The following is an 18,334-nucleotide window of genomic DNA, read 5'->3' as shown; positions in this document are numbered from 1 at the left end:
AAATGTGATGCCGGTCACAGGGTTCGCTTCGCCGGTGTCACCGGTAGTAGCGCCACCACGTCGCACGAGCAAGCGCTGAAAGGTTCAGAGTGACGCCAGGAACTCGTCGATGCCCTCGACCTCGGCGCGATCGTAGGTGCTGACATTGGCGAGGAGTTCGGCGGCGCCGGTTCGCTCGACGAGGTCGGTGAGCGAGTCCACCACCTGGTCCGGGGTACCGGCGATCGCACCGGACAGCCAGTCGTCCACCGCCCTGAGCTTCATCGCGCTGGTCGTACCAGCGAGCAGTCGACGGACCTCCTCCACGGGCCTCAGCGCCCGGAACTCGCCCACCTCCCGCGAGTCCGCGTAGGCCCAGGCCTCGGGAAGCAGCAGGTCGCGGGCCCGCTCGGCGGTCTCCGCGACGGCGATGTCCACGTTCACGACCAGGTAGGGCTCAGGCGCGGTCGGACCCGGTCGGAAGTCCTGGAAGTAGCCGGTCAGGCGATCCGGGTCGCGTAGCAGCGGCCCTCCGGCCACCACGGGCAGCCCCAGGTCGGCGGCCAGGGTCATCCCGCCCTTGATGGCGAGCATGAACACCGGGGGAGGTTCGACGCGCGGCCTGACGGTGATGTCGGCCGTCCCGTTCAGATATTCGAGGACCTCCTCGACCTCGGCCGGGTACTCGCCCTCCCGCAGGGCGGTCCGCCCCAGCGCCCTGCGGATCCGCGTGGTGAAACCGAGCGAGCCGCCGAGCCCCAGGTCGAACCGGCCGGGGAAGAGCGCCGCCAAGAGCAGGGCCTGCTCGGCGATCACCATCGGGCTGTGGTTGGGGACCATGATCCCGCCCGTGCCCAGCCGGATCCGGTTCGTCCGGGCTCCGATCGCGGCGAGCAACACCGCGGGGGCCGAGCCGGCGATGCCCGGGACCGCGTGGTGCTCGGCGGTCCAGAACCGGTGGAAACCCAGCTCCTCAGCGCGCACCGCCCTCTCGACGGTCGTCGCGATCGTCTCCGCGTCGGATTCTCCCGCGCGGGTCCGTGAACGGTCGAGCAGAGAGACGCGCATGGCCTTGATTCCCCTCGTTCGCGGCCGTGGGTGGTCCGCTGGATGCTACGCGGTTTCGCGCCGACCCTGGGAACAGCGAAAGCGGGCTCCCGAAGGAACCCGCTTCCGTTATCTGTGGGCGATACAGGACTCGAACCTGTGACCCCTACCGTGTCGAGGTGGTCACAGCCTCGGGACGACCTGCGTAAACCTGCATCCGTGCACGTCAGAGTGTTCCGTTGAGGGATCTTCACACCGGACTGGGAGATTCCTTCCCCGTGGGGTCCCTCGGTCACCAGGAAAGGGTGATCGGGATGGAGCCCTCCCGTTGGTCACGATGGGTCACCATCACGGCCGTTCTGCTGCTGGCGATGATCGGGGGCGGAGGGGCACTGAGACCGATCTGTAGATCGTGCACGATCCGAATGAGGAGCCCAATGGAATGCCTGCTTTGTCTCCGTTTCAGGATCGGGCTTGGCGATGGGCGCTGGAACGCCGGCGCGAGACGGGGGATCTCCCGAGCGGCAACGCCTCTGGTTCACCGCCCTGGCCCGGATGGCGGAACTGTCCGTGTCCAGCACCGCGTCCGCCAGGGGGCGGCTCCTGGCGACGGCCCCACGCCACGGCGGCACGGCGCGGGCCCGAGGGCTGCGCCGTGCCGCCGACTTCACTGGCCAGGGAACCCGGGGCGACCCCCGGTAGGGGCTCGTCCTCGGCATTCCAGCCCTCCTCGTAGTAGTCGTCGTGGAGAATGAGGCCGCTCTCCTCGAGTGCGCGAATCATGGACGGAGCCGGGTCGTGGTCAGTCCAGAGCCGACACAGGGAGGATCTGGACCGGCCACCTTCGCCGATCGCCGAAATGGCGCCACTCCCTCGGGTAACCCAGCGACACCTCTCGGAAGGGAACCCCGTCGTGGACCGTCTTCCGGGGTATGTGCAGGTGGCCGTAGACGACCGCGGTCACGTCGGGACGCAGGTGCCACTCGGCGGTCCGTACGGTACCGCACCATTGGGCGAACTCCGAGTAGCGCAGGACACGGGTCGGGTCCTCGACCAAGGGGTAGTGGTTGACGAGGATCTTGGGAGTGTCGATGTCGCACAGGGCGAGTCTGCGCTCGGACTCGCGGACCCGGGCCGCGCACCACGCCTCCCTGGTCGGGTACGGATCGGGATGCAGTAGGAATTCGTCCGTGCACACCACGCCCTTCTCCTTCGCCAGGGCCAACGAGCTCTCCTTGGAGTCGGTGCCCGGCGCGAGGAACGAGTAGTCGTAGAGCAGGAAGAGGGGCACCACCTGGGCTGGGCCTCCGTCACCGGTCCAGACGGGGTAGGGGTCCTCTGGGGTGAGGACCCCTAGGTGGCGGCACATGTCGACCAGGGCGCGGTACCTCGCCTCGCCCCGGAGCCGGATCGGATCGGACGGGTGGGTCCACAGCTCGTGGTTACCCGGTACCCAGATCACGCGGGCGAAGCGGGCGGCGAGTGTACCGAGGACCCGTTCGATGTCGGCGAAGACCTCACCGACGTCTCCGGCCACGATCAGCCAGTCACCCTCGGTCGACGGGGTCAGCTGATCGACGATGTCCCGGTTCTCGGGATGAGACACGTGAAGGTCGCTGACGGCGAATAGCCGAGCTCTGTCGGAAGACCGGGGTGGAAGGGCTGGCAGAAAAGACACGGGAAAGGTTTCACTTTCTCTTCGTTGGCCGGCGTGACTGTACGAGGGCGGCGCGGTGCTCCTCGGCCAGGACCATCATCACCCCCGGCGCGACCATTCTCCGGAAAATCCTGGTTAGTGCATAGGCGGTCGCAACGCCCGATCCGCCGCCCACTGTCGGGCGAGTCCAACCAGTCGTTGCAACACCGGGCTGTTCGCTGTGCACCGGCCATACCGGTCTACATGGGCGCGGCCGTGGCACTGGGTGGATCGGCGCGACTGGCATGGGTCGCCGACCACGACCCCCACGTCAGCTCTTTGCTCAGACCTCACTTCCCCGACGTGCCCAACCTCGGCGACCTCGCCGCCGTGAGATGGAATCGGGTCGAGCCGGTCGACGTGATCACGGCCGGTTTCCTCTGTCAGGACATCAGCGCTGCTGCCAGGGATCACGTTCAACGAGGCGGGACGGCACTCTCACCGGACCGGGCAGGGACACAGTGTGCCGGGGATGGGTCGGGTCTATGAGCACGTCACGCCGCAGATGCGGCGGCGTGTACTCAGGCTCGAAGCCCGGTGGTGAGGGAACGTGGCGGCTCTTACCCACAAGGAACGGGAGCGGTTGTCCGGTATGGCGCCGATGCTCGAAGAGCACTACCGTGGAAACAGCGAAAGCGGGCTCCCGAAGGAACCCGCTTCCGTTATCTGTGGGCGATACAGGACTCGAACCTGTGACCCCTACCGTGTCGAGGTAGTGCTCTAGCCAACTGAGCTAATCGCCCTCATGCGAGATGAGGTACATCTGGAGCCGGCGACGGGAATCGAACCCGTGTGCAGGGATTTGCAGTCCCTTGCCTAAGCCACTCGGCCACGCCGGCTTGGTCGAAGCACGAGGTCGCCGAACGGCACCCGTATGTGCCTTTCTCCGAGCGGACGACGGGATTCGAACCCGCGACCCTCACCTTGGCAAGGTGATGCTCTACCAGCTGAGCCACGTCCGCGTGTGGTCTGGAACGCGAGGTTCCAGGCCCGATCCGAGATTATCACCGATGGGTGAGTGCTTCGGATCATCCGAGCGGACGACGGGATTCGAACCCGCGACCCTCACCTTGGCAAGGTGATGCTCTACCAGCTGAGCCACGTCCGCGCGGCGAGTGCTTGCCACGGCCTTGACCGTGTCCCTCGCTGCGTTAAGAACTCTAGCGGATGTTCGGGCAAGTACGAAATCGGCTTCTCAAAGGGGTTGTGCGCCCTGCCGAGGCAGGCCGACGTGGCCCGCCGCGGCGGCAGGGGCTACTTCTCCACATGCGCGGGTGTGGAAGGAATGTCGGGGCGCGGAGGCGCGGACAGGTACTGGCCGACCCGTTCGATCACCTTGTTCATCTCGTAGGCGATCAGGCCCACGTCACTGTCGGCGTCCGCCATCAGGGCCATGCAGGCCCCGTCGCCGGCCGCGGCGACGAAGAGGAAGGCGCGGTCCATCTCGATGATGCTCTGTCGGATGTCGCCGGCCGAGAACTGCTTACTGGCCCCTCCCGCGAGGCTGTGCAGTCCGGAGGCGATCGCCGAGAGGTGTTCGGCGGCGGGACGGTCGAGGCCACTGGAGGTGGCCATGAGGAGCCCGTCGGTGGACAGGACGATGGCGTGCTGTGTGCCCGAGGCGCGAGTCAGGAGGTCGTCCAGCAGCCAGCTGAGTTCGCCGCGGGCGGTGCTCGGTGGGGTCATGTCTCTCTTCGCTGTGTCGGTCGTCGGTCGTGCGTGGAGCACGCGCTCTGCGGGGGCGCGCGGTGCGGGGCGGAAGGGTGTCGGGGGCGTTGTCCTCCGGTCCCGCATAAGCGTTGCCCAGATGATAGTCATTCGTAACTTATCTGTCCGGTCATCGTCCCGTGGACCAGGTGGGCCGGCCACCCCACATGCCGCCCTGACCAGTGAGGACGGCGCGGAAAAAGTCCCGGAGGCGTCGCTCGACGGCCGGTGCCGGTCAACGCACTTGCCAAGGTGTACCGCCGGAAGGTAGCGGCGGGCCCGATGGTGGGAGGATTCAGGGGAAACACCGGCCCGACCAGGGCCCTTGAGAGTTGGGGGTTGAGATGAGGGTGTGGATCGCCGGAGCCGGCTACGGCCGCGGCGCCGTGCTGGAGGAGAAGGACGCCCGGATCCCCGTGGTAGACCACGGCATCACCGTCGGCGACGGAGTGTTCGAGACGGTGCGAGCCCAGAACGGTCGACCGTTCGCGTTGACGCGGCACCTGAGGCGCCTGGCCCGCTCCGCCGCGGGTCTGGGTATGGACGAACCCGACCTCGAACTGATCGCGGACGGCGTGGCCCGAGCGGTGGCGGCCAACCCCGAGATGACCGACGCGCGGGTGCGCGTCACCGTCACCGACGGGATCGGGCCGCTGGGTTCGGACCGGGGCCAGGGCGAACAGACCATCATCGTGGCCCTGGGTCCCTTCCCCGGCATCCCCGCGCACACGAACGTGGCCCTGGCCCCGTGGCCGCGCAACGAGTTCGGCGCCCTCGCCGGGCTGAAGACCACCTCCTACGCCGACAACGTGCGAGCCTTGGCCTACGCCCGAGAGCGCGGCGCCACCGAGGCGATCTTCCGCAACGTCTCGGGGAACCTGTGCGAGGGCACCGGGAGCAACATCTTCGTCGTGCTGGACGGGCGACTCGTCACGCCGCCGCTGTCGGCCGGCCCGCTGGCCGGGATCACCCGTGAGCTCGTCCTGGAGTGGCACGGTGGAGAAGAGGAGGACGTGCCGATGGAGCGTCTGCCCGAGATCACCGAGGCGTTCTTGACCTCGACCGGACGTGACGTGCAGCCGGTGCTCCACATCGACGACCGGCGGGTGTCGGCCGAACCCGGGCCGATCACGCTCAAGGCGATGGCGGTGTTCGCCGAGCGTTCCGCCGCGGACCTGGACCCGTGATCCCCGCTTGAGACGGCGAGAGGAGGGGACGGCGCCCAGGCGCCGTCCCCTCCTCTACTCGTTCACCCTGTTCCCCGTGGTGTCGGTGGTGTCCGAAGATCGCGCCGCCCCGCGGAGGATGCCGCACACCGACCGGTCACTCAGGAGTGGAGGTGCTGCTGGATCTCCTCGTCGAGGTCGACGAAGGTTCCCTCCTGGCCGGCGGGGACGATCTCGTAGGTGCGGTGCAGGAACTCGGCGAGTGGGGACACCTGGGTGTCGAACTCGGCCTGACCGAAGGGGGAGGAGAGAGCGATGCTCACCGAACGCTCGCCCTCCTCGTCCTTGGAGGGCCACACGCGCACGTCGCCCTCACCGACGGGACGCACGATGCCCACGGTGAGGAGTTCTCGCGCGAAGATCCACTCGACGGGGGTGTCCTCGCCGGTGTGGAAGGCCACGCGAATCGCGTACGGGTCGTCGGAGCTGTAGTCGAGTCGCGCGACCAGTGGAACCGCGGTGCGCTCCGGGACCACGAGTCGCAGGCCCAGCTCGGCGGTGGCAGTCGTGTCGCTACTGTTCATGTTCGCCAAACCTTTTCTCGTCCGGCCCAGGCGTTCCTGGGGCGCCGGCCGGTTGCCGTCTCACTTGGTTCGACGCGGCTGGCCGCGGATCATGACGTGAGTACGGAGACTTTTTTCTGGTCGATGGGACCGGAGGTCTCGCTGCCCGCCCAGCGGGTCCAGCGCGCCGCGGGGCGGCACCACGATCCTTCGTCACTGTAATGACCAGGAGAAACCAAAGATTTCCCCATGTCGAGTGTCCCGTGTCACGCGAAGGTCGACTCGCGCTTGTCTCGGGCGGGTCCACGAAACCGGGAACTCCTACTCATTGCGGGGATCGCGGCCGTGGGCGTCCCCTTGTGGGGGAACCCGAACGACGTTATGTGACCTCCGTCACGCTCCAGTGAATCCGCCGGGCGGTCCGTGGTGTGCCGAGCACTCCAGAACATGCGCTAAAGTTTTTCTTGTCAGGCCGACGAGGCCGGACGGGGGCACAAGCCCGACAGGGGCGATTAGCTCAGTTGGCTAGAGCGCATCGTTCACACCGATGAGGTCACTGGTTCGAGTCCAGTATCGCCCACAACCAAGAAGGACCGGATCCGTATCACGCGGATCCGGTCCTTCTTTTTCTGGTTTTGGTCGCCCCAACCCCGGGCAACGTGCGCCTTTGCGTCGGGGTGTCGGTTTCGGCGCCGACCGTCCCGGAAAACGTCCGCGCCCATTTTCCGGGGAGGCCCGGGCCCTGCTTCGTGGCACTAGCGTGAGCGGCGGAGGGCCTTGCGTCGGGCGCGATGTTCGCGGAACCTTCGCAGGTAGTCGTCCTTGAGCCGTGTGGCCCACCGTTCGCCGCGCATCGTCCAGACCTTCGCCGGGTGCAGCAGCCGCCGGGCCCAGCGGAACTCGGTGCTGAGGATGAGCAGCCCGAGCAGCATCGAGGCGATGCCCGGTCCGGGGACCACCAACATGACGATCCCGGCGAGGATGACCACCGCTCCCACGGTGCCGACCAGCAGGCGCCAGGGCATGTGCAGGACCGGGTGGGTGTGCATGTACCTCCGGAACAGGCGCAGTCGTGCTCGAAGGCGACGCCACCGGCGTACGTGGGCTCGGTGACCAGGGGATGTCTCCTGTGTCGGAGGTCCGTCGGATGGACTCGCTGACATGCGCTCACAGTATTCGGTCGAAGCTCGGCTCGGCATTCGGGTCATACTCGGGGCGGGTCGGTGGTCTGCCGATTCTCACTGATCTCGGGTGAGTGATCAATGGGCCGGCGCCGAACCCGAGAAGAATCAGGAGGAAGCCGACCTTCCAGGGCATATACGTCTGTGTGTGACCAGGCCGGATTCTCCGGAGAACTTCGACGGACCCGGTCGGCCGATGGCCGAATCCACCGACCGAATCAGGACGGCCGGCCCTCACCCCCGCACCCATCGTCCTTCCCGAACACAAGAGCCCCATTCCTCCGGTCGCTCGACCCTGTGGACAACGCGTCGACCTCCTCTCGAAGCCGCTAGCATCGAAGACGGAACACCAGGCCGCCGCACCGGTGGCCGGTGTCGAACCGAGACGCACCCATCAACCGAGACGTATCCCTAGGAGTCACCGTGTCCGCCGCGCCTGAGCTGCACATCACCCTCGCCGGAACCCCGCGTGCGGTGGCGGCCACGACCACCGCGGGGCAGGCCCTGGAAGCGGACGGCAGGACCGTGATCGCCGCCCTGGTCAACGGCGAGCCCCGCGACCTCTTCCGGGAACTGGCCGATGGCGACACCGTCGAGCCGATCACGATCGACTCCGAGGAGGGGCGGGCGATCCTGCGCCACTCCACCGCGCACATCCTCGCCCAGGCCGTCCAGGAACTCTTCCCCGAGGCCAAGCTGGGCATCGGCCCGCCCGTCGAGAACGGTTTCTACTACGACTTCGACGTCGCCGAGCCCTTCACCCCCGCCGATCTCAAGAGCATCGAGAAGAAGATGCAGCAGATCGTCAAGCAGGGACAGCGCTTCGACCGCCGGGTGGTCTCCGACGACGCCGCCCGCGCCGAGCTGGCGACCGAGCCCTACAAGCTGGAGCTGATCGACCTCAAGGGCGGCGCGGCCGAGGCCGCCGATGGCGCCTCCGCGGAGGTCGGCGCCGGTGAGCTCACCATCTACGACAACGTCCACCCGCGCACCGGCGAGCTGTGCTGGAAGGACCTGTGCCGTGGGCCGCACATCCCGACCACCAAGGTCGTCCCCGCGTTCAAGCTGATGCGCACCGCCGCCGCCTACTGGCGCGGCAAGGAGACCAACCCGCAGCTGCAACGCGTCTACGGCACCGCCTGGGAGGACAAGGAGTCGCTCAAGGCGTACCTGACCTTCCTGGAGGAGGCCGAGAAGCGCGACCACCGCAAGCTCGGCTCCGAACTCGACCTGTTCTCCATCCCGGACGAGATCGGTTCCGGCCTGGCGGTCTTCCACCCCAAGGGCGGCATCATTCGCCGGGTCATGGAGGACTACTCGCGCAAGCGCCACGAGGAGAGCGGCTACGAGTTCGTCTACACCCCGCACGCCACCAAGAGCACCCTGTTCGAGAAGTCCCAGCACCTGAGCTGGTACGCGGACGGCATGTACCCCCCGATGCAGCTCGACGGCGGTCAGGACTACTACCTGAAGCCGATGAACTGCCCGATGCACAACCTGATCTTCGACGCGCGCGGGCGTTCCTACCGTGAGCTGCCGCTGCGCATGTTCGAGTTCGGCACCGTGTACCGGTACGAGAAGTCCGGCGTGGTGCACGGGCTGACCCGCGCGCGCGGCTTCACCCAGGACGACGCGCACATCTACTGCACCAAGGAGCAGATGGCCGGCGAGCTCGACTCGCTGCTCACCTTCGTGCTGGACCTGCTGCGCGACTACGGCCTCGACGACTTCTACCTGGAGCTGTCCACCAAGGACCCGGAGAAGTACGTCGGTGAGGACGACGTCTGGGATGAGGCCACCTCGATCCTGCGCGGGGCCGCCGAGAAGCAGGGGCTGGACCTGGTCATGGACCCGGGCGGCGCCGCCTTCTACGGACCGAAGATCTCCGTCCAGGCCAAGGACGCCATCGGCCGGACCTGGCAGATGTCCACGATCCAGCTGGACTTCAACCTGCCCGAGCTGTTCGACCTGGAGTACACCGCGGCCGACGGCTCCCGTCAGCGCCCGGTGATGATCCACCGTGCCCTGTTCGGTTCCATCGAGCGGTTCTTCGCGGTGCTGCTGGAGCACTACGCGGGCGCGTTCCCGGCGTGGCTGGCCCCGGTCCAGGTCGTGGGCATTCCGATCGCCGACGAGCACGTGCCCTACCTCCAAGAGGTCGAGGCCAAGCTGCGCGCCGAGGGTATTCGCGTTGAGGTGGACGCGAGCGACGACCGGATGCAGAAGAAGATCCGTAACGCCCAGAAGCAGAAGATCCCCTTCATGCTGCTGGCCGGTGACGACGACATCGCCAAGGGCGCGGTGTCCTTCCGCTACCGGGACGGTTCGCAGAACAACGGCGTACCGGTCGACGAGGCGGTCGCCGAGATCGTCGAGGCCGTCCGCGAACGCCGCTGATCCGGTTCCACGAAAGCACGGAGCGCCCGTCCCTTGCGGGGTCGGGCGCTCTTTCGTGTGCCGCGGAGGGGCCGGTCAGGATCGCTCACGCGGGCGACGGGGTTCGTCGTCCTTGAAGAGGTCATCGCGAGAGATCTGCGCGGTGGCGTTGGGGTCGGGGGCGGCCTCTTCCTCGTCGTCCTTGAAGAGGTCGGCGCGTGAGATGCGGTGCGTGGAATCGGGGTCGCTCATGGGTCCACTCCTTGGAGGTTCGGGGCAACCCGGATTTTATCCGCAGCTCACAGTGTGGCCGAACGTCCGGATTCGCGCACGTACGGTCGCGGCGGGATCAGGGGTCGGCGGTATGGGGTTGCCAGGCATGGGCCGGGATCCGGTTCACCAGGTCGATCAGGTAGTCCGCCGCGGTCAGCGCGCGGTCGGGGTCCAGGCGCATCGGCGCCCAGGTGAGGATGTGGTCCCCGGTGAACCGGATCGGAAGCGACCGTGATCGACAGTCCGACAACAGCCACGCGGCGGTCGCGTGGTCGAGCACGGCCCGGGTGAAGTGTTCGTCGGCGCCGACGGTGCGGAAGGCGCCGGAGAAGGAGACTTCGACCTGTGCGGGTTCACCCCGCCCGTCGAAGGAGACGGCCCTGGCCAGGTCGCGGCGGTGGATCTCCAGGTCCGCCCCATGTCCGGGGGTGCGCACGGCCACGACGCGGTGCGTCGTGCCCTCGCCGCCACGTCGGTCGGGGGCGTGGGTGAGTTCGAAGGCGGTGACCTGGTGGCGGTCGCGGTGGCCGATCAGAACGTGGTGCGCGCGGGGGTCGTGACCGCGCAGCGCGTCGGGCAGGGTGGCGCCCTCCAGGGGCGAAGACCGTTGTTCGACGTACTCCCAGCCGTGTTCACGGGCCCAGGCGTTCAGCTCGGTGACGCGTTCCTTGCGAAAGTGCGCGGCGACGATGATCGCGCCGGCGGACACCACGACGGTGGCCAGGGCGATCATCGGCAGGGCGCCTTCCATCCGGTGTCTCCTCATGAGGACTGTGGGAGAGCCCTGGGATCCGGGGCGGGGGCGCCGCTGTCCGGATCGGACGCGCGCCCGGAAGAGCAGGGGGCCCGCGCCGGCCATGTACGCCCATTCTGTGCCGTTTGTCGCTGGTTGTCACCCCTCGGGAGTGTTCCCTGACGTCACCACACACACTTTCGTCGCACTGTGCACATCCACCCCACCTGCGCCATGACCGGCCACGCACGACCTTCACAGTGGGCGACCCGCCACCATCGCAGTGTGAACTCTGTCCGGATGTGGCCACGATCAGTAGGGGCGCATGACGCCGTTTCGGGCCAGGGACAGCAGGATCCGCTCGGGGGACGGACGGAGTTCGGGGGTGTTCGCCAGCGCCGCGCGCACCGTGGAGAGGTATTCACCGGGCAGGCCGATCAGGTCGGCCTCCGCGCGCAGGATCCTCCGGGTGATCGCCTCCGGGGCGGACCCGAACGGGTTGCGTCCGGTGGCGGCGTAGACGGTCAGTTGACCCCAGCCGAACACGTCCGAGGCGGCCGAGGCGGGAGCTCCGCGCAGGCGTTCCGGCGCGATCCACCCGGGGGTGCCCCAGACGGGGCCGTGCGGGGTCTGTTCGGCGCGCCGGGCGGCCACCCCGAAGTCCAGCACGCGGGGGCCGCGCGGGGAGAGGATGACGTTGCCGGGTTTGAGGTCGCGGTGCACGATTCCGGCCCGGTGGATGTCGGCCAGCGCCGCGGCGACTCCGGTGACCACCCGGGCCAGCGCGCGGTCCCGCAGCGGACGCACGTCGCGCACCTGTTCGCTCAAGGTGGGGCCGGGAACGTGCCCGATGGCCAACCAGGGGATGACCGCTCCGGGCGCGGCCCCCGCGAACCGTGGAACGAAGCGGCTGCGCACCCTACGAAGGGCGGCGACCTCCCGGGTGAAGCGTTCCCTGAACTCGGGGTCGTCGACCAGTTCGGGGTGGACCGCCTTGACCGCCACCAACCGTCCGAAGCGTGACCGCGCGAGATAGGCGGTCCCCATACCGCCGGACCCGAGCCTGCCGAGCAAGCGGTAGGGGCCCAGGCGCGCGGGATCGTGCGCCCCGAGCGGGGCCGCGCCGTTGGGGTCGTGCGACGTCGAGAAGAGAGGCGTGGGCACGGTGCCGAGTCCTCGGGGGGAGAGGGCGGGTACATCGAGCACGCCCATACTCTCAGCGCGCGCGTCCCGCCGGCCGGTGAGGGGCCCCTTCCTCACCCATACGGCCTTCCTCGGGTTCAGACCTCGACGATGTCCAGCGCGCTTTCGAGCCCCTTGAAGTCGTCCACGTTCCTTGTGTACAGGGCAAGCCCGTGGACGGCGGCGATAGCGGCGATCATCAGGTCCATCCTGCGTGGCTTCGGGCTTCGGTTCGCGGCCATGGTCAGCGCTACGAGGGTGCCGTATCGAGCGGCGGCTTCTCCGCTGAATGGGAGGGGGACGAAATCCACGGCTGCGATCTGGAGCCGTTCGGTACGTGCGGCTCTGGTCACCGGATCCTTCGCCATGGCCACTCCTTGATGAAGTTCGGCCATGGTGATGGAAGTGATCTCGGGATAATCGGGCAAGGCTGCGGGGTCGAGATCTGGAAGGTCGATGAAAGCGCAGGTGTCGAGTACCCCTGACGTGTGCTGTGGCTCAGTCATCTTCGCCTTCGTCGACCCGGTCCTCGTCCCCGAACAGCTCGTCGGCTTCGGCTCTCATCGCGGAGTGGTCGATCCTGGGTAGATGCCGGTGACGTTCGACGAGCTCTCGCGCGCTGAGCCTACGCCGACGGGGGACCGGTCGAACCTCGGCTACTTCGACTCCGTTTCGGGTGACATGAAAGGTTTCTCCGGCCTCCACCGCGTCCATGACAGAGGCGGCCTTGTTCCGGAACTCCCTCTGGGTGATGGTCTTCATACTCCAAGTGTAGCCCCGTGTGTCTCATCGTGCTACAGGGTGCAAGAAGCGGCGCCGGGGCGCCGTCGGGTTTCGATGGCGCCCCGGCGCCGCGTGGCCTTGTGGCTAGGCGGGCAATCCGAGTTCGCGGGCGATGAGCATCTTCTGCACCTCGCTCGTCCCTTCCCCGATCTCCAGGATCTTGGCGTCACGGTAGAACCGGCCCACCGCGTAGTCGTTCATGAACCCGTATCCACCGAACACCTGGGTGGCGTCGCGGGCGTTGTCCATCGCGGCGTTGGAGGCGATGAGCTTGGCGATCGCCGCCTCCTTCTTGAAGGGCTCGCCGGCCAGCATCCGGGAAGCCGCGTCGTAGTAGGCCAGGCGTGCCGTGTACGCGCGGGCCTCCATCTCGGCGATCTTGAACTGGATCGCCTGGTAGGCCGCGATGCTGTTGCCGAAGGCCTGGCGCTCGTGGGCGTAGCGCACGCTCTCGTCCACGCAGCCCTGGGCCAGCCCCACGGAGAGCGCCGCGATGGCGATGCGTCCCTCGTCGAGGATCCGCAGGAACTGGGCGTACCCGCGACCGCGCTCGCCCACGAGGTTGGCCTCGGGGACCCGGCAGTCCTCGAACACCAGCTCATTGGTGTCCGAGGCGTTCCACCCGACCTTGGAGTACTTCTGTCCCACCGAGAAGCCCGGGGTGCCCTTGGGTACGAGGATGGCGGAGATCTCCGGACGCCCGTCCTCGCGGCGCCCGGTCACGGCGGTCACGGTGACCAGCGCGGTGATGTCGGTCCCGGAGTTGGTGATGAACGACTTGGTCCCGTTGATCACCCACTCACCGTTCTCCAACCGCGCGGTGGTCTTGGTCGCCCCGGCGTCCGAACCACCGTCGGGTTCGGTCAGACCGAACGCGCCGAGCGCCTCACCGGAGGTCAGTTTGGGCAGGTAGGCCTTCTTCTGCTCCTCGGTGCCGAACCGGAAGATCGGCATCGCGCCCAGCGAAACCCCGGCCTCCAGGGTGATCGCCACGGAGGAGTCGACTCGGGCCAGCTCCTCCAGGGCCAGACACAGGGCGAAGTAGTCGCCGCCCATCCCGCCGTGCTCCTCGGGGAACGGCAGCCCGAACAGCCCCATCGTCCCCATCTTGGCGACGAGATCGTAGGGGAAGGCGTTCCGCTCGTAGAAGTCGCCGATCACCGGCTTGACCTCGGTCTGGGCGAAGGTCTCCACGGCGGACCGCAGGTCGTCGTGCTCGGTGGACAGTTCGTGGCGCTTCATCGCTGCTCCTCGATGGAGGTGGAAGGGGTGTCGGCCGGGGCATCGGCCTCGACGGTGACCAGGACGGCGTCCATGGGCACGGAGGAACCGGGACGGACCGCCACGGTGGCGACGGTGCCGTCGATCGGTGCGGGCACGGAGTGCTCCATCTTCATCGCCTCGACCACCGCCAGGGTGGTGCCGGCGGTGACCCGTTGGCCCACTTGGACGGGAACGTCCAGGACGGTGCCGGGCATGGGGCTGCGCACGGTGCCGTCGGCGGTCGCGTCGTCCTCACGCGAGGCCGCGGTGACGGGTTCCTCGTGCACGCTCCAGGCGGCGCCGGCCGAGCCCAGCCACCGGTGATCGGTATCGGGGTCGTCGGCGCGCAGGTAGGTGCGGGTGTGTTCGGGGGTCGTGACGGTGAGCCGGGTGCCGTCCGTGGAACGGCGGGCACGCAGGGAGACGGGCTCCCGGTCTTGCGTGCTCACCTGATAGAGGCCCGGGCCGCCGTCGCGCCGAACCCGGACGATGACGGCGTCATGTCCGGGAACCCGCAGCCGCCACGGGGTCCATGCGGGTCCGCCCATCCGCCAGCCGTCCGGAACCGCGAACCGGTCGGCGGTCGGGCCGTTCTCCAGGTCGAGCTGGTGGTCCAGGGCCGCGGCGACGTACACCTCGGGCAGACGGTCGGGCGCCGGCTCGGGCGGGTCGGAGGCGATGAGGTCGGTGCTCAGATCGCCCTCGAACACGCGCGGATGGCGCAGCAACCGGCGTAGGTATGCGGTGTTGGTCACGCAGCCCAGCAGGGTGTAGGAGGCCAGCGCCGCGTCCATCCGGTTCAGCGCCTCGGACCGGTCCGCGCCCCAGGTGATGACCTTGGCCAGCATGGGGTCGAAGTCGGAGGTGACCGCCCCGCCCTCGGCGATACCCGAATCCACGCGCACGTGCGGGCCGTCGGGTTCGTCCAGGAGCAGGATCGGTCCGCCCGAGGGGAGGAATCCTCGATCGGCGTCCTCGGCGTAGATCCTGGACTCCACCGCGTGTCCGATCCAGGACACCTCCTTCTGGGTGAAGGGCAGTGCCTCCCCGTAGGCCACGTCCACCTGGAGTTCCACCAGGTCCACGCCGCGCTCGTCCCGTACCGCGACGACCTCTTCGGTGACGGGGTGTTCCACCTGAAGCCGGGTGTTCATCTCCAGGAAGGAGAACGACAGCTCCCCGTCCGGACCGGTCTCGGCGATGAACTCCACGGTGCCGGCGCCCACGTACCCGCAGGAGCGGGCGGCGGCCACGGCGGCCTCGCCCATGACCTGGCGTTGGGCGTCGGTGAGCAGGGGAGAGGGAGCCTCCTCCACCACCTTCTGGTGTCGGCGTTGCAGGCTGCACTCACGTTCGCCCAGGTGCAGGACGTTGCCGTGGGTGTCGGCCAGAACCTGGACCTCGATGTGGCGGGGGCGCTGGACCAGCTGCTCCACCAGCAGGGTCGCGTCGCCGAAGGAGGCCAGGGCCTCGCGGCGGGCGGACGCGGCGTCGGCGATCAGCGTGTCGGCCGCTCGCACGGCCCGCATGCCTTTACCCCCGCCCCCGGCCGAAGGCTTGATCAGCAGTGGGTAGCCGGTCTCCTCGGCGGCGCGCAACAGCTCCTCGTCGCTCAAGGGTCGTCCGGGTTTTTCGGTGAACCCGCCCAGTACGGGCACGCTGGCGGCGGCCACGGTGTCCTTGGCGCGGATCTTGTCGCCCATGGCCTCGATGGCGGAGGCCGGCGGGCCGATGAAGACCAGCCCCGCGTCGGTACAGGCGCGGGCGAAGTCGGCGTTCTCCGACAGGAAACCGTAGCCGGGGTGCACGCCGGTGGCCCCGCAGTCCAGGGCCAGGGCGACGATCCCGTCGGCGTCCAGGTAGTGCTCCACCCGCAGCGCCACGTCGGCGGCGAGGGTGTGCGGGGCGTTCGCGTCGGCGTCGGTGTACACGGCGGCGGTGCCGACGCCCATTCGGCGCAGGGTGCGCATGACGCGCAGTGCGATCTCGCCCCGGTTGGCGACCAGCACGCGCGAGGGCACGCGGGTCCCCGGGCTGGTTCGTGGTGTCGTGCTCAAGGGTTCCTCACATCCGGAAGACGCCGTAGCCCACCGGTTCCAGGGGCGTGTGGCGGGCGGCGGACAGGGCCATGGCGAGCACGTCGCGGGTGTCGGCGGGATCGATCACGCCGTCGTCCCACAACCGTGCGGTGGAGTAGTAGGGGCTGCCCTGCTCCTCGTACTGGTCGCGGATGGGGGCCTTGAAGGCCTCCTCGTCCTCGGCCGACCACTCCTCGCCACGCCCCTCCTTCTGGTCGCGGCGCACCGTGGACAGCACGGAGGCGGCCTGTTCGCCGCCCATGACGGAGATGCGGGCGTTGGGCCACATCCACAGGAACCTGGGGGAGTAGGCGCGGCCGCACATCGAGTAGTTGCCGGCGCCGAACGAGCCGCCGATCACCACGGTGAACTTGGGCACGCGGGCGCAGGCCACGGCGGTGACCATCTTCGCGCCGTGCTTGGCGATGCCGCCGGCCTCGTAGTCGCGGCCGACCATGAACCCGGAGATGTTCTGCAGGAACACCAGCGGGATGGAGCGGCGGTCGCACAGTTCGATGAAGTGGGCGCCCTTGAGCGCGGACTCGGCGAACAGGATGCCGTTGTTGGCGACGATGCCCACCGGGTGTCCGTTGATGTGCGCGAATCCGGTGACCAGGGTGGTGCCGTACTCGGACTTGAACTCGGTGAACTCGCTGCCGTCGACGACACGGCCGATGACCTCGCGCACGTCGTAGGGGGTGCGGGTGTCGGCGGGCACCACCCCGTACAGCTCCTCGGGGGCCAGCTTCGGTGGACGCGGGGCGCGGGTCTCCCAGGCGGGTGGGTCGAGCGGGCCGAGGGTGTCGGCGATCCGACGCACCTTGCCCAGGGCGTCGGCGTCGTCGTCGGCGAGGTGGTCGGTCACGCCGGAGACCCGCGAGTGCAGGTCGCCGCCGCCCAGTTCCTCGGCGGTGACGACCTCGCCGGTGGCGGCCTTCACCAGGGGAGGGCCGCCGAGGAAGATGGTGCCCTGTTCGCGGACGATGACGGCCTCGTCGCTCATGGCGGGCACGTACGCGCCGCCGGCGGTGCACGAGCCCAGGACCGCGGCGATCTGCGGGATGCCCTGCCTGGACATGGTGGCCTGGTTGTAGAAGATGCGGCCGAAGTGCTCCCGGTCGGGGAAGACGTCGTCCTGCATGGGCAGGAAGGCGCCGCCGGAGTCGGCCAGGTAGACGCACGGAAGCCGGTTGTGCAGCGCGACCTCTTGAGCGCGCAGGTGCTTCTTGACCGTCATCGGGTAGTAGCTGCCACCCTTGACGGTGGCGTCGTTGGCGACCACCACCACGGGGCGGCCGGCCACGCGTCCGATCCCGGCGATCATTCCGGCGCCGGGCGCGTCCTGACCGTCCTCGCCGTAGAGACCGTAGGCGGCCAGCGGGGCGATCTCCAGGAACGGGGATCCGGGGTCCAGGAGTAGGTCGACGCGCTCGCGGGGGAGGAGCTTGCCGCGTTCGACGTGACGCGCGCGGGTCTTCTTCGGGCCGCCGAGGGCCGCGGTGGCGATCCGCTCCCGCAGCTCCGACGCGAGGGCGCGGTTCGCGGCCTCGTTGGCGGCGAACGCGGGTCCGGCGGTGTCCACCGCCGAACCGAGCACAGGTGCCCTGCTCATGTTGTCCTCTCGTGGAGGGATGTTAATGCTCACTAACAACGGTGATGTTAGTAACTACTAACATGGCTGTCCAGGGTTGGCGCGACTCGGAAGGCGGGCGGATGGCGGCGAGGGCTGTGGGACCCAGAACGGCTGGGCGACGGGTGGCGATCCTGGGCGCGGCGGCCCGGCTCTTCGCCGCTCACGGCTACAGGAGGGTGACCATCGACGACCTCGGGCGGGCGGTGGGCACCACCGGTCCCGCGCTCTACCGACACTTCCCAGGGAAGGAGGCCCTGCTGGGCGCCGTCCTGGTGGACATCAGCGAACGTCTCGCCGAACGCGGTCGCGACCTCGTATCCGGGTCCGATGATCCAGGCGAGGCCCTCACGGCACTGCTGCGCGGGCACATCGCCTTCGCGCTCGACGAACCCGACCTCATCACGGTGCACGACCGTGAACTGGGCAACCTCACCGCCGAAGACCGGCGCAGGGTCCGTCGGCTCCAGCGCGGCTACGTGGAGGAATGGGTCGGCGTCCTGGCCAGGTTGCGTCCCGACACCCCGGCGTCCACCCTGCGCGCCTCGGTGCACGCCGCGTTCGGCCTGCTCAACTCCACCCCCCACAGCCGCGGGTCGCTCTCCCGCGAGGCCATGGCCGACCTGCTCCTGCGGATGGGTGCGGCGGCCCTGCTCGCCGACGACACCTGACCGGAC

17 protein-coding genes and 5 tRNA genes are annotated in these 18,334 nt (G+C 68.6%); 4 read left to right on the top strand and 18 right to left on the bottom strand.

Features of this window, described 5'->3' with window-relative positions:
- Positions 1-84 precede the first annotated feature (84 nt).
- The 8 genes from ACWGKS_RS13080 to ACWGKS_RS13045 form a co-directional block, all read right to left on the bottom strand.
- Positions 85-1,047: an MsnO8 family LLM class oxidoreductase gene (locus ACWGKS_RS13080; RefSeq protein WP_452522674.1), complete on the bottom strand. Its 963-nt coding sequence runs from the start codon at positions 1,045-1,047 to the stop codon at positions 85-87.
- A gap of 441 nt (positions 1,048-1,488) precedes the next feature.
- Complete coding sequence (locus tag ACWGKS_RS13075; protein WP_452522672.1) at positions 1,489-1,809, bottom strand: hypothetical protein; 321 nt, start codon at positions 1,807-1,809, stop codon at positions 1,489-1,491.
- Between the two features lie 19 nt (positions 1,810-1,828).
- Complete coding sequence (locus ACWGKS_RS13070; protein WP_358514632.1) at positions 1,829-2,695, bottom strand: metallophosphoesterase family protein; 867 nt, start codon at positions 2,693-2,695, stop codon at positions 1,829-1,831.
- Positions 2,696-3,391: 696 nt separating this feature from the next.
- Positions 3,392-3,465, bottom strand: a tRNA-Val gene (locus tag ACWGKS_RS13065).
- 21 nt (positions 3,466-3,486) lie between these two features.
- Positions 3,487-3,561, bottom strand: a tRNA-Cys gene (locus tag ACWGKS_RS13060).
- A 50-nt stretch (positions 3,562-3,611) separates the two neighbouring features.
- Positions 3,612-3,684: transfer RNA gene (locus tag ACWGKS_RS13055), tRNA-Gly, on the bottom strand.
- A gap of 73 nt (positions 3,685-3,757) precedes the next feature.
- Positions 3,758-3,830, bottom strand: a tRNA-Gly gene (locus ACWGKS_RS13050).
- Between the two features lie 146 nt (positions 3,831-3,976).
- Positions 3,977-4,408, bottom strand: coding sequence for a roadblock/LC7 domain-containing protein (locus ACWGKS_RS13045; RefSeq protein ID WP_358514608.1), 432 nt, complete (start codon positions 4,406-4,408; stop codon positions 3,977-3,979).
- 365 nt (positions 4,409-4,773) lie between these two features.
- On the opposite strand from ACWGKS_RS13045, the gene ACWGKS_RS13040 reads away from it, so the two are divergent.
- The gene (locus ACWGKS_RS13040) at positions 4,774-5,616 is read left to right on the top strand and encodes an aminotransferase class IV (protein WP_358514606.1); all 843 of its coding nucleotides are present in this window, start codon (positions 4,774-4,776) and stop codon (positions 5,614-5,616) included.
- Between the two features lie 140 nt (positions 5,617-5,756).
- Here the strand turns inward: ACWGKS_RS13040 and ACWGKS_RS13035 are convergent, their stop codons facing one another.
- Positions 5,757-6,179, bottom strand: coding sequence for an SsgA family sporulation/cell division regulator (locus ACWGKS_RS13035; protein WP_067605082.1), 423 nt, complete (start codon positions 6,177-6,179; stop codon positions 5,757-5,759).
- Between the two features lie 485 nt (positions 6,180-6,664).
- Here ACWGKS_RS13035 and ACWGKS_RS13030 point away from each other — a divergent pair.
- A tRNA-Val gene (locus ACWGKS_RS13030) sits at positions 6,665-6,738 on the top strand.
- Positions 6,739-6,913: 175 nt separating this feature from the next.
- Here ACWGKS_RS13030 and ACWGKS_RS13025 read toward each other — a convergent pair.
- Positions 6,914-7,207 (bottom strand): PGPGW domain-containing protein, encoded by a 294-nt coding sequence (locus ACWGKS_RS13025; protein WP_358514604.1) that lies wholly within the window; start codon positions 7,205-7,207, stop codon positions 6,914-6,916.
- 555 nt (positions 7,208-7,762) lie between these two features.
- On the opposite strand from ACWGKS_RS13025, the gene thrS reads away from it, so the two are divergent.
- The gene (gene thrS, locus ACWGKS_RS13020) at positions 7,763-9,736 is read left to right on the top strand and encodes a threonine--tRNA ligase (protein WP_358514602.1); all 1,974 of its coding nucleotides are present in this window, start codon (positions 7,763-7,765) and stop codon (positions 9,734-9,736) included.
- Positions 9,737-9,811: 75 nt separating this feature from the next.
- Here the strand turns inward: thrS and ACWGKS_RS13015 are convergent, their stop codons facing one another.
- From ACWGKS_RS13015 to ACWGKS_RS12980, 8 genes are all read right to left on the bottom strand, one after another.
- Positions 9,812-9,967: a hypothetical protein gene (locus ACWGKS_RS13015; RefSeq protein ID WP_358514600.1), complete on the bottom strand. Its 156-nt coding sequence runs from the start codon at positions 9,965-9,967 to the stop codon at positions 9,812-9,814.
- Between the two features lie 97 nt (positions 9,968-10,064).
- Complete coding sequence (locus tag ACWGKS_RS13010; RefSeq protein WP_358514598.1) at positions 10,065-10,739, bottom strand: hypothetical protein; 675 nt, start codon at positions 10,737-10,739, stop codon at positions 10,065-10,067.
- A gap of 294 nt (positions 10,740-11,033) precedes the next feature.
- Positions 11,034-11,927, bottom strand: a complete 894-nt coding sequence (locus ACWGKS_RS13005; RefSeq protein WP_358514596.1) for a serine/threonine-protein kinase — start codon at positions 11,925-11,927, stop codon at positions 11,034-11,036.
- Between the two features lie 74 nt (positions 11,928-12,001).
- On the bottom strand, positions 12,002-12,409 hold the full coding sequence (locus ACWGKS_RS13000) for a type II toxin-antitoxin system VapC family toxin (protein ID WP_358514594.1): 408 nt from the start codon (positions 12,407-12,409) through the stop codon (positions 12,002-12,004).
- Positions 12,402-12,665 carry a type II toxin-antitoxin system Phd/YefM family antitoxin gene (locus ACWGKS_RS12995; protein ID WP_358514592.1) on the bottom strand — a complete coding sequence of 88 codons (264 nt, stop codon included), beginning with the start codon at positions 12,663-12,665 and terminating at the stop codon, positions 12,402-12,404. Before ACWGKS_RS12995 ends, ACWGKS_RS13000 begins: the two co-directional genes overlap by 8 nt.
- 105 nt (positions 12,666-12,770) lie before the next feature.
- On the bottom strand, positions 12,771-13,928 hold the full coding sequence (locus ACWGKS_RS12990; protein WP_358514590.1) for an acyl-CoA dehydrogenase family protein: 1,158 nt from the start codon (positions 13,926-13,928) through the stop codon (positions 12,771-12,773).
- Positions 13,925-16,006 carry an acetyl/propionyl/methylcrotonyl-CoA carboxylase subunit alpha gene (locus tag ACWGKS_RS12985; RefSeq protein WP_452522667.1) on the bottom strand — a complete coding sequence of 694 codons (2,082 nt, stop codon included), beginning with the start codon at positions 16,004-16,006 and terminating at the stop codon, positions 13,925-13,927. The genes ACWGKS_RS12990 and ACWGKS_RS12985 overlap by 4 nt, the downstream gene beginning before the upstream one ends.
- Positions 16,007-16,013: 7 nt before the next feature.
- Positions 16,014-17,624, bottom strand: a complete 1,611-nt coding sequence (locus tag ACWGKS_RS12980) for a carboxyl transferase domain-containing protein (protein WP_452455700.1) — start codon at positions 17,622-17,624, stop codon at positions 16,014-16,016.
- 131 nt (positions 17,625-17,755) lie between these two features.
- On the opposite strand from ACWGKS_RS12980, the gene ACWGKS_RS12975 reads away from it, so the two are divergent.
- Positions 17,756-18,328 carry an SACE_7040 family transcriptional regulator gene (locus ACWGKS_RS12975; RefSeq protein WP_452522664.1) on the top strand — a complete coding sequence of 191 codons (573 nt, stop codon included), beginning with the start codon at positions 17,756-17,758 and terminating at the stop codon, positions 18,326-18,328.
- The last annotated feature ends 6 nt before the right edge of the window (positions 18,329-18,334 follow it).

Source organism: Nocardiopsis sp. NPDC055879, assembly GCF_053615935.1.
Note: the sequence above shows the minus strand (reverse complement) of the source record. Positions and strands in the feature narration are given on the sequence as shown.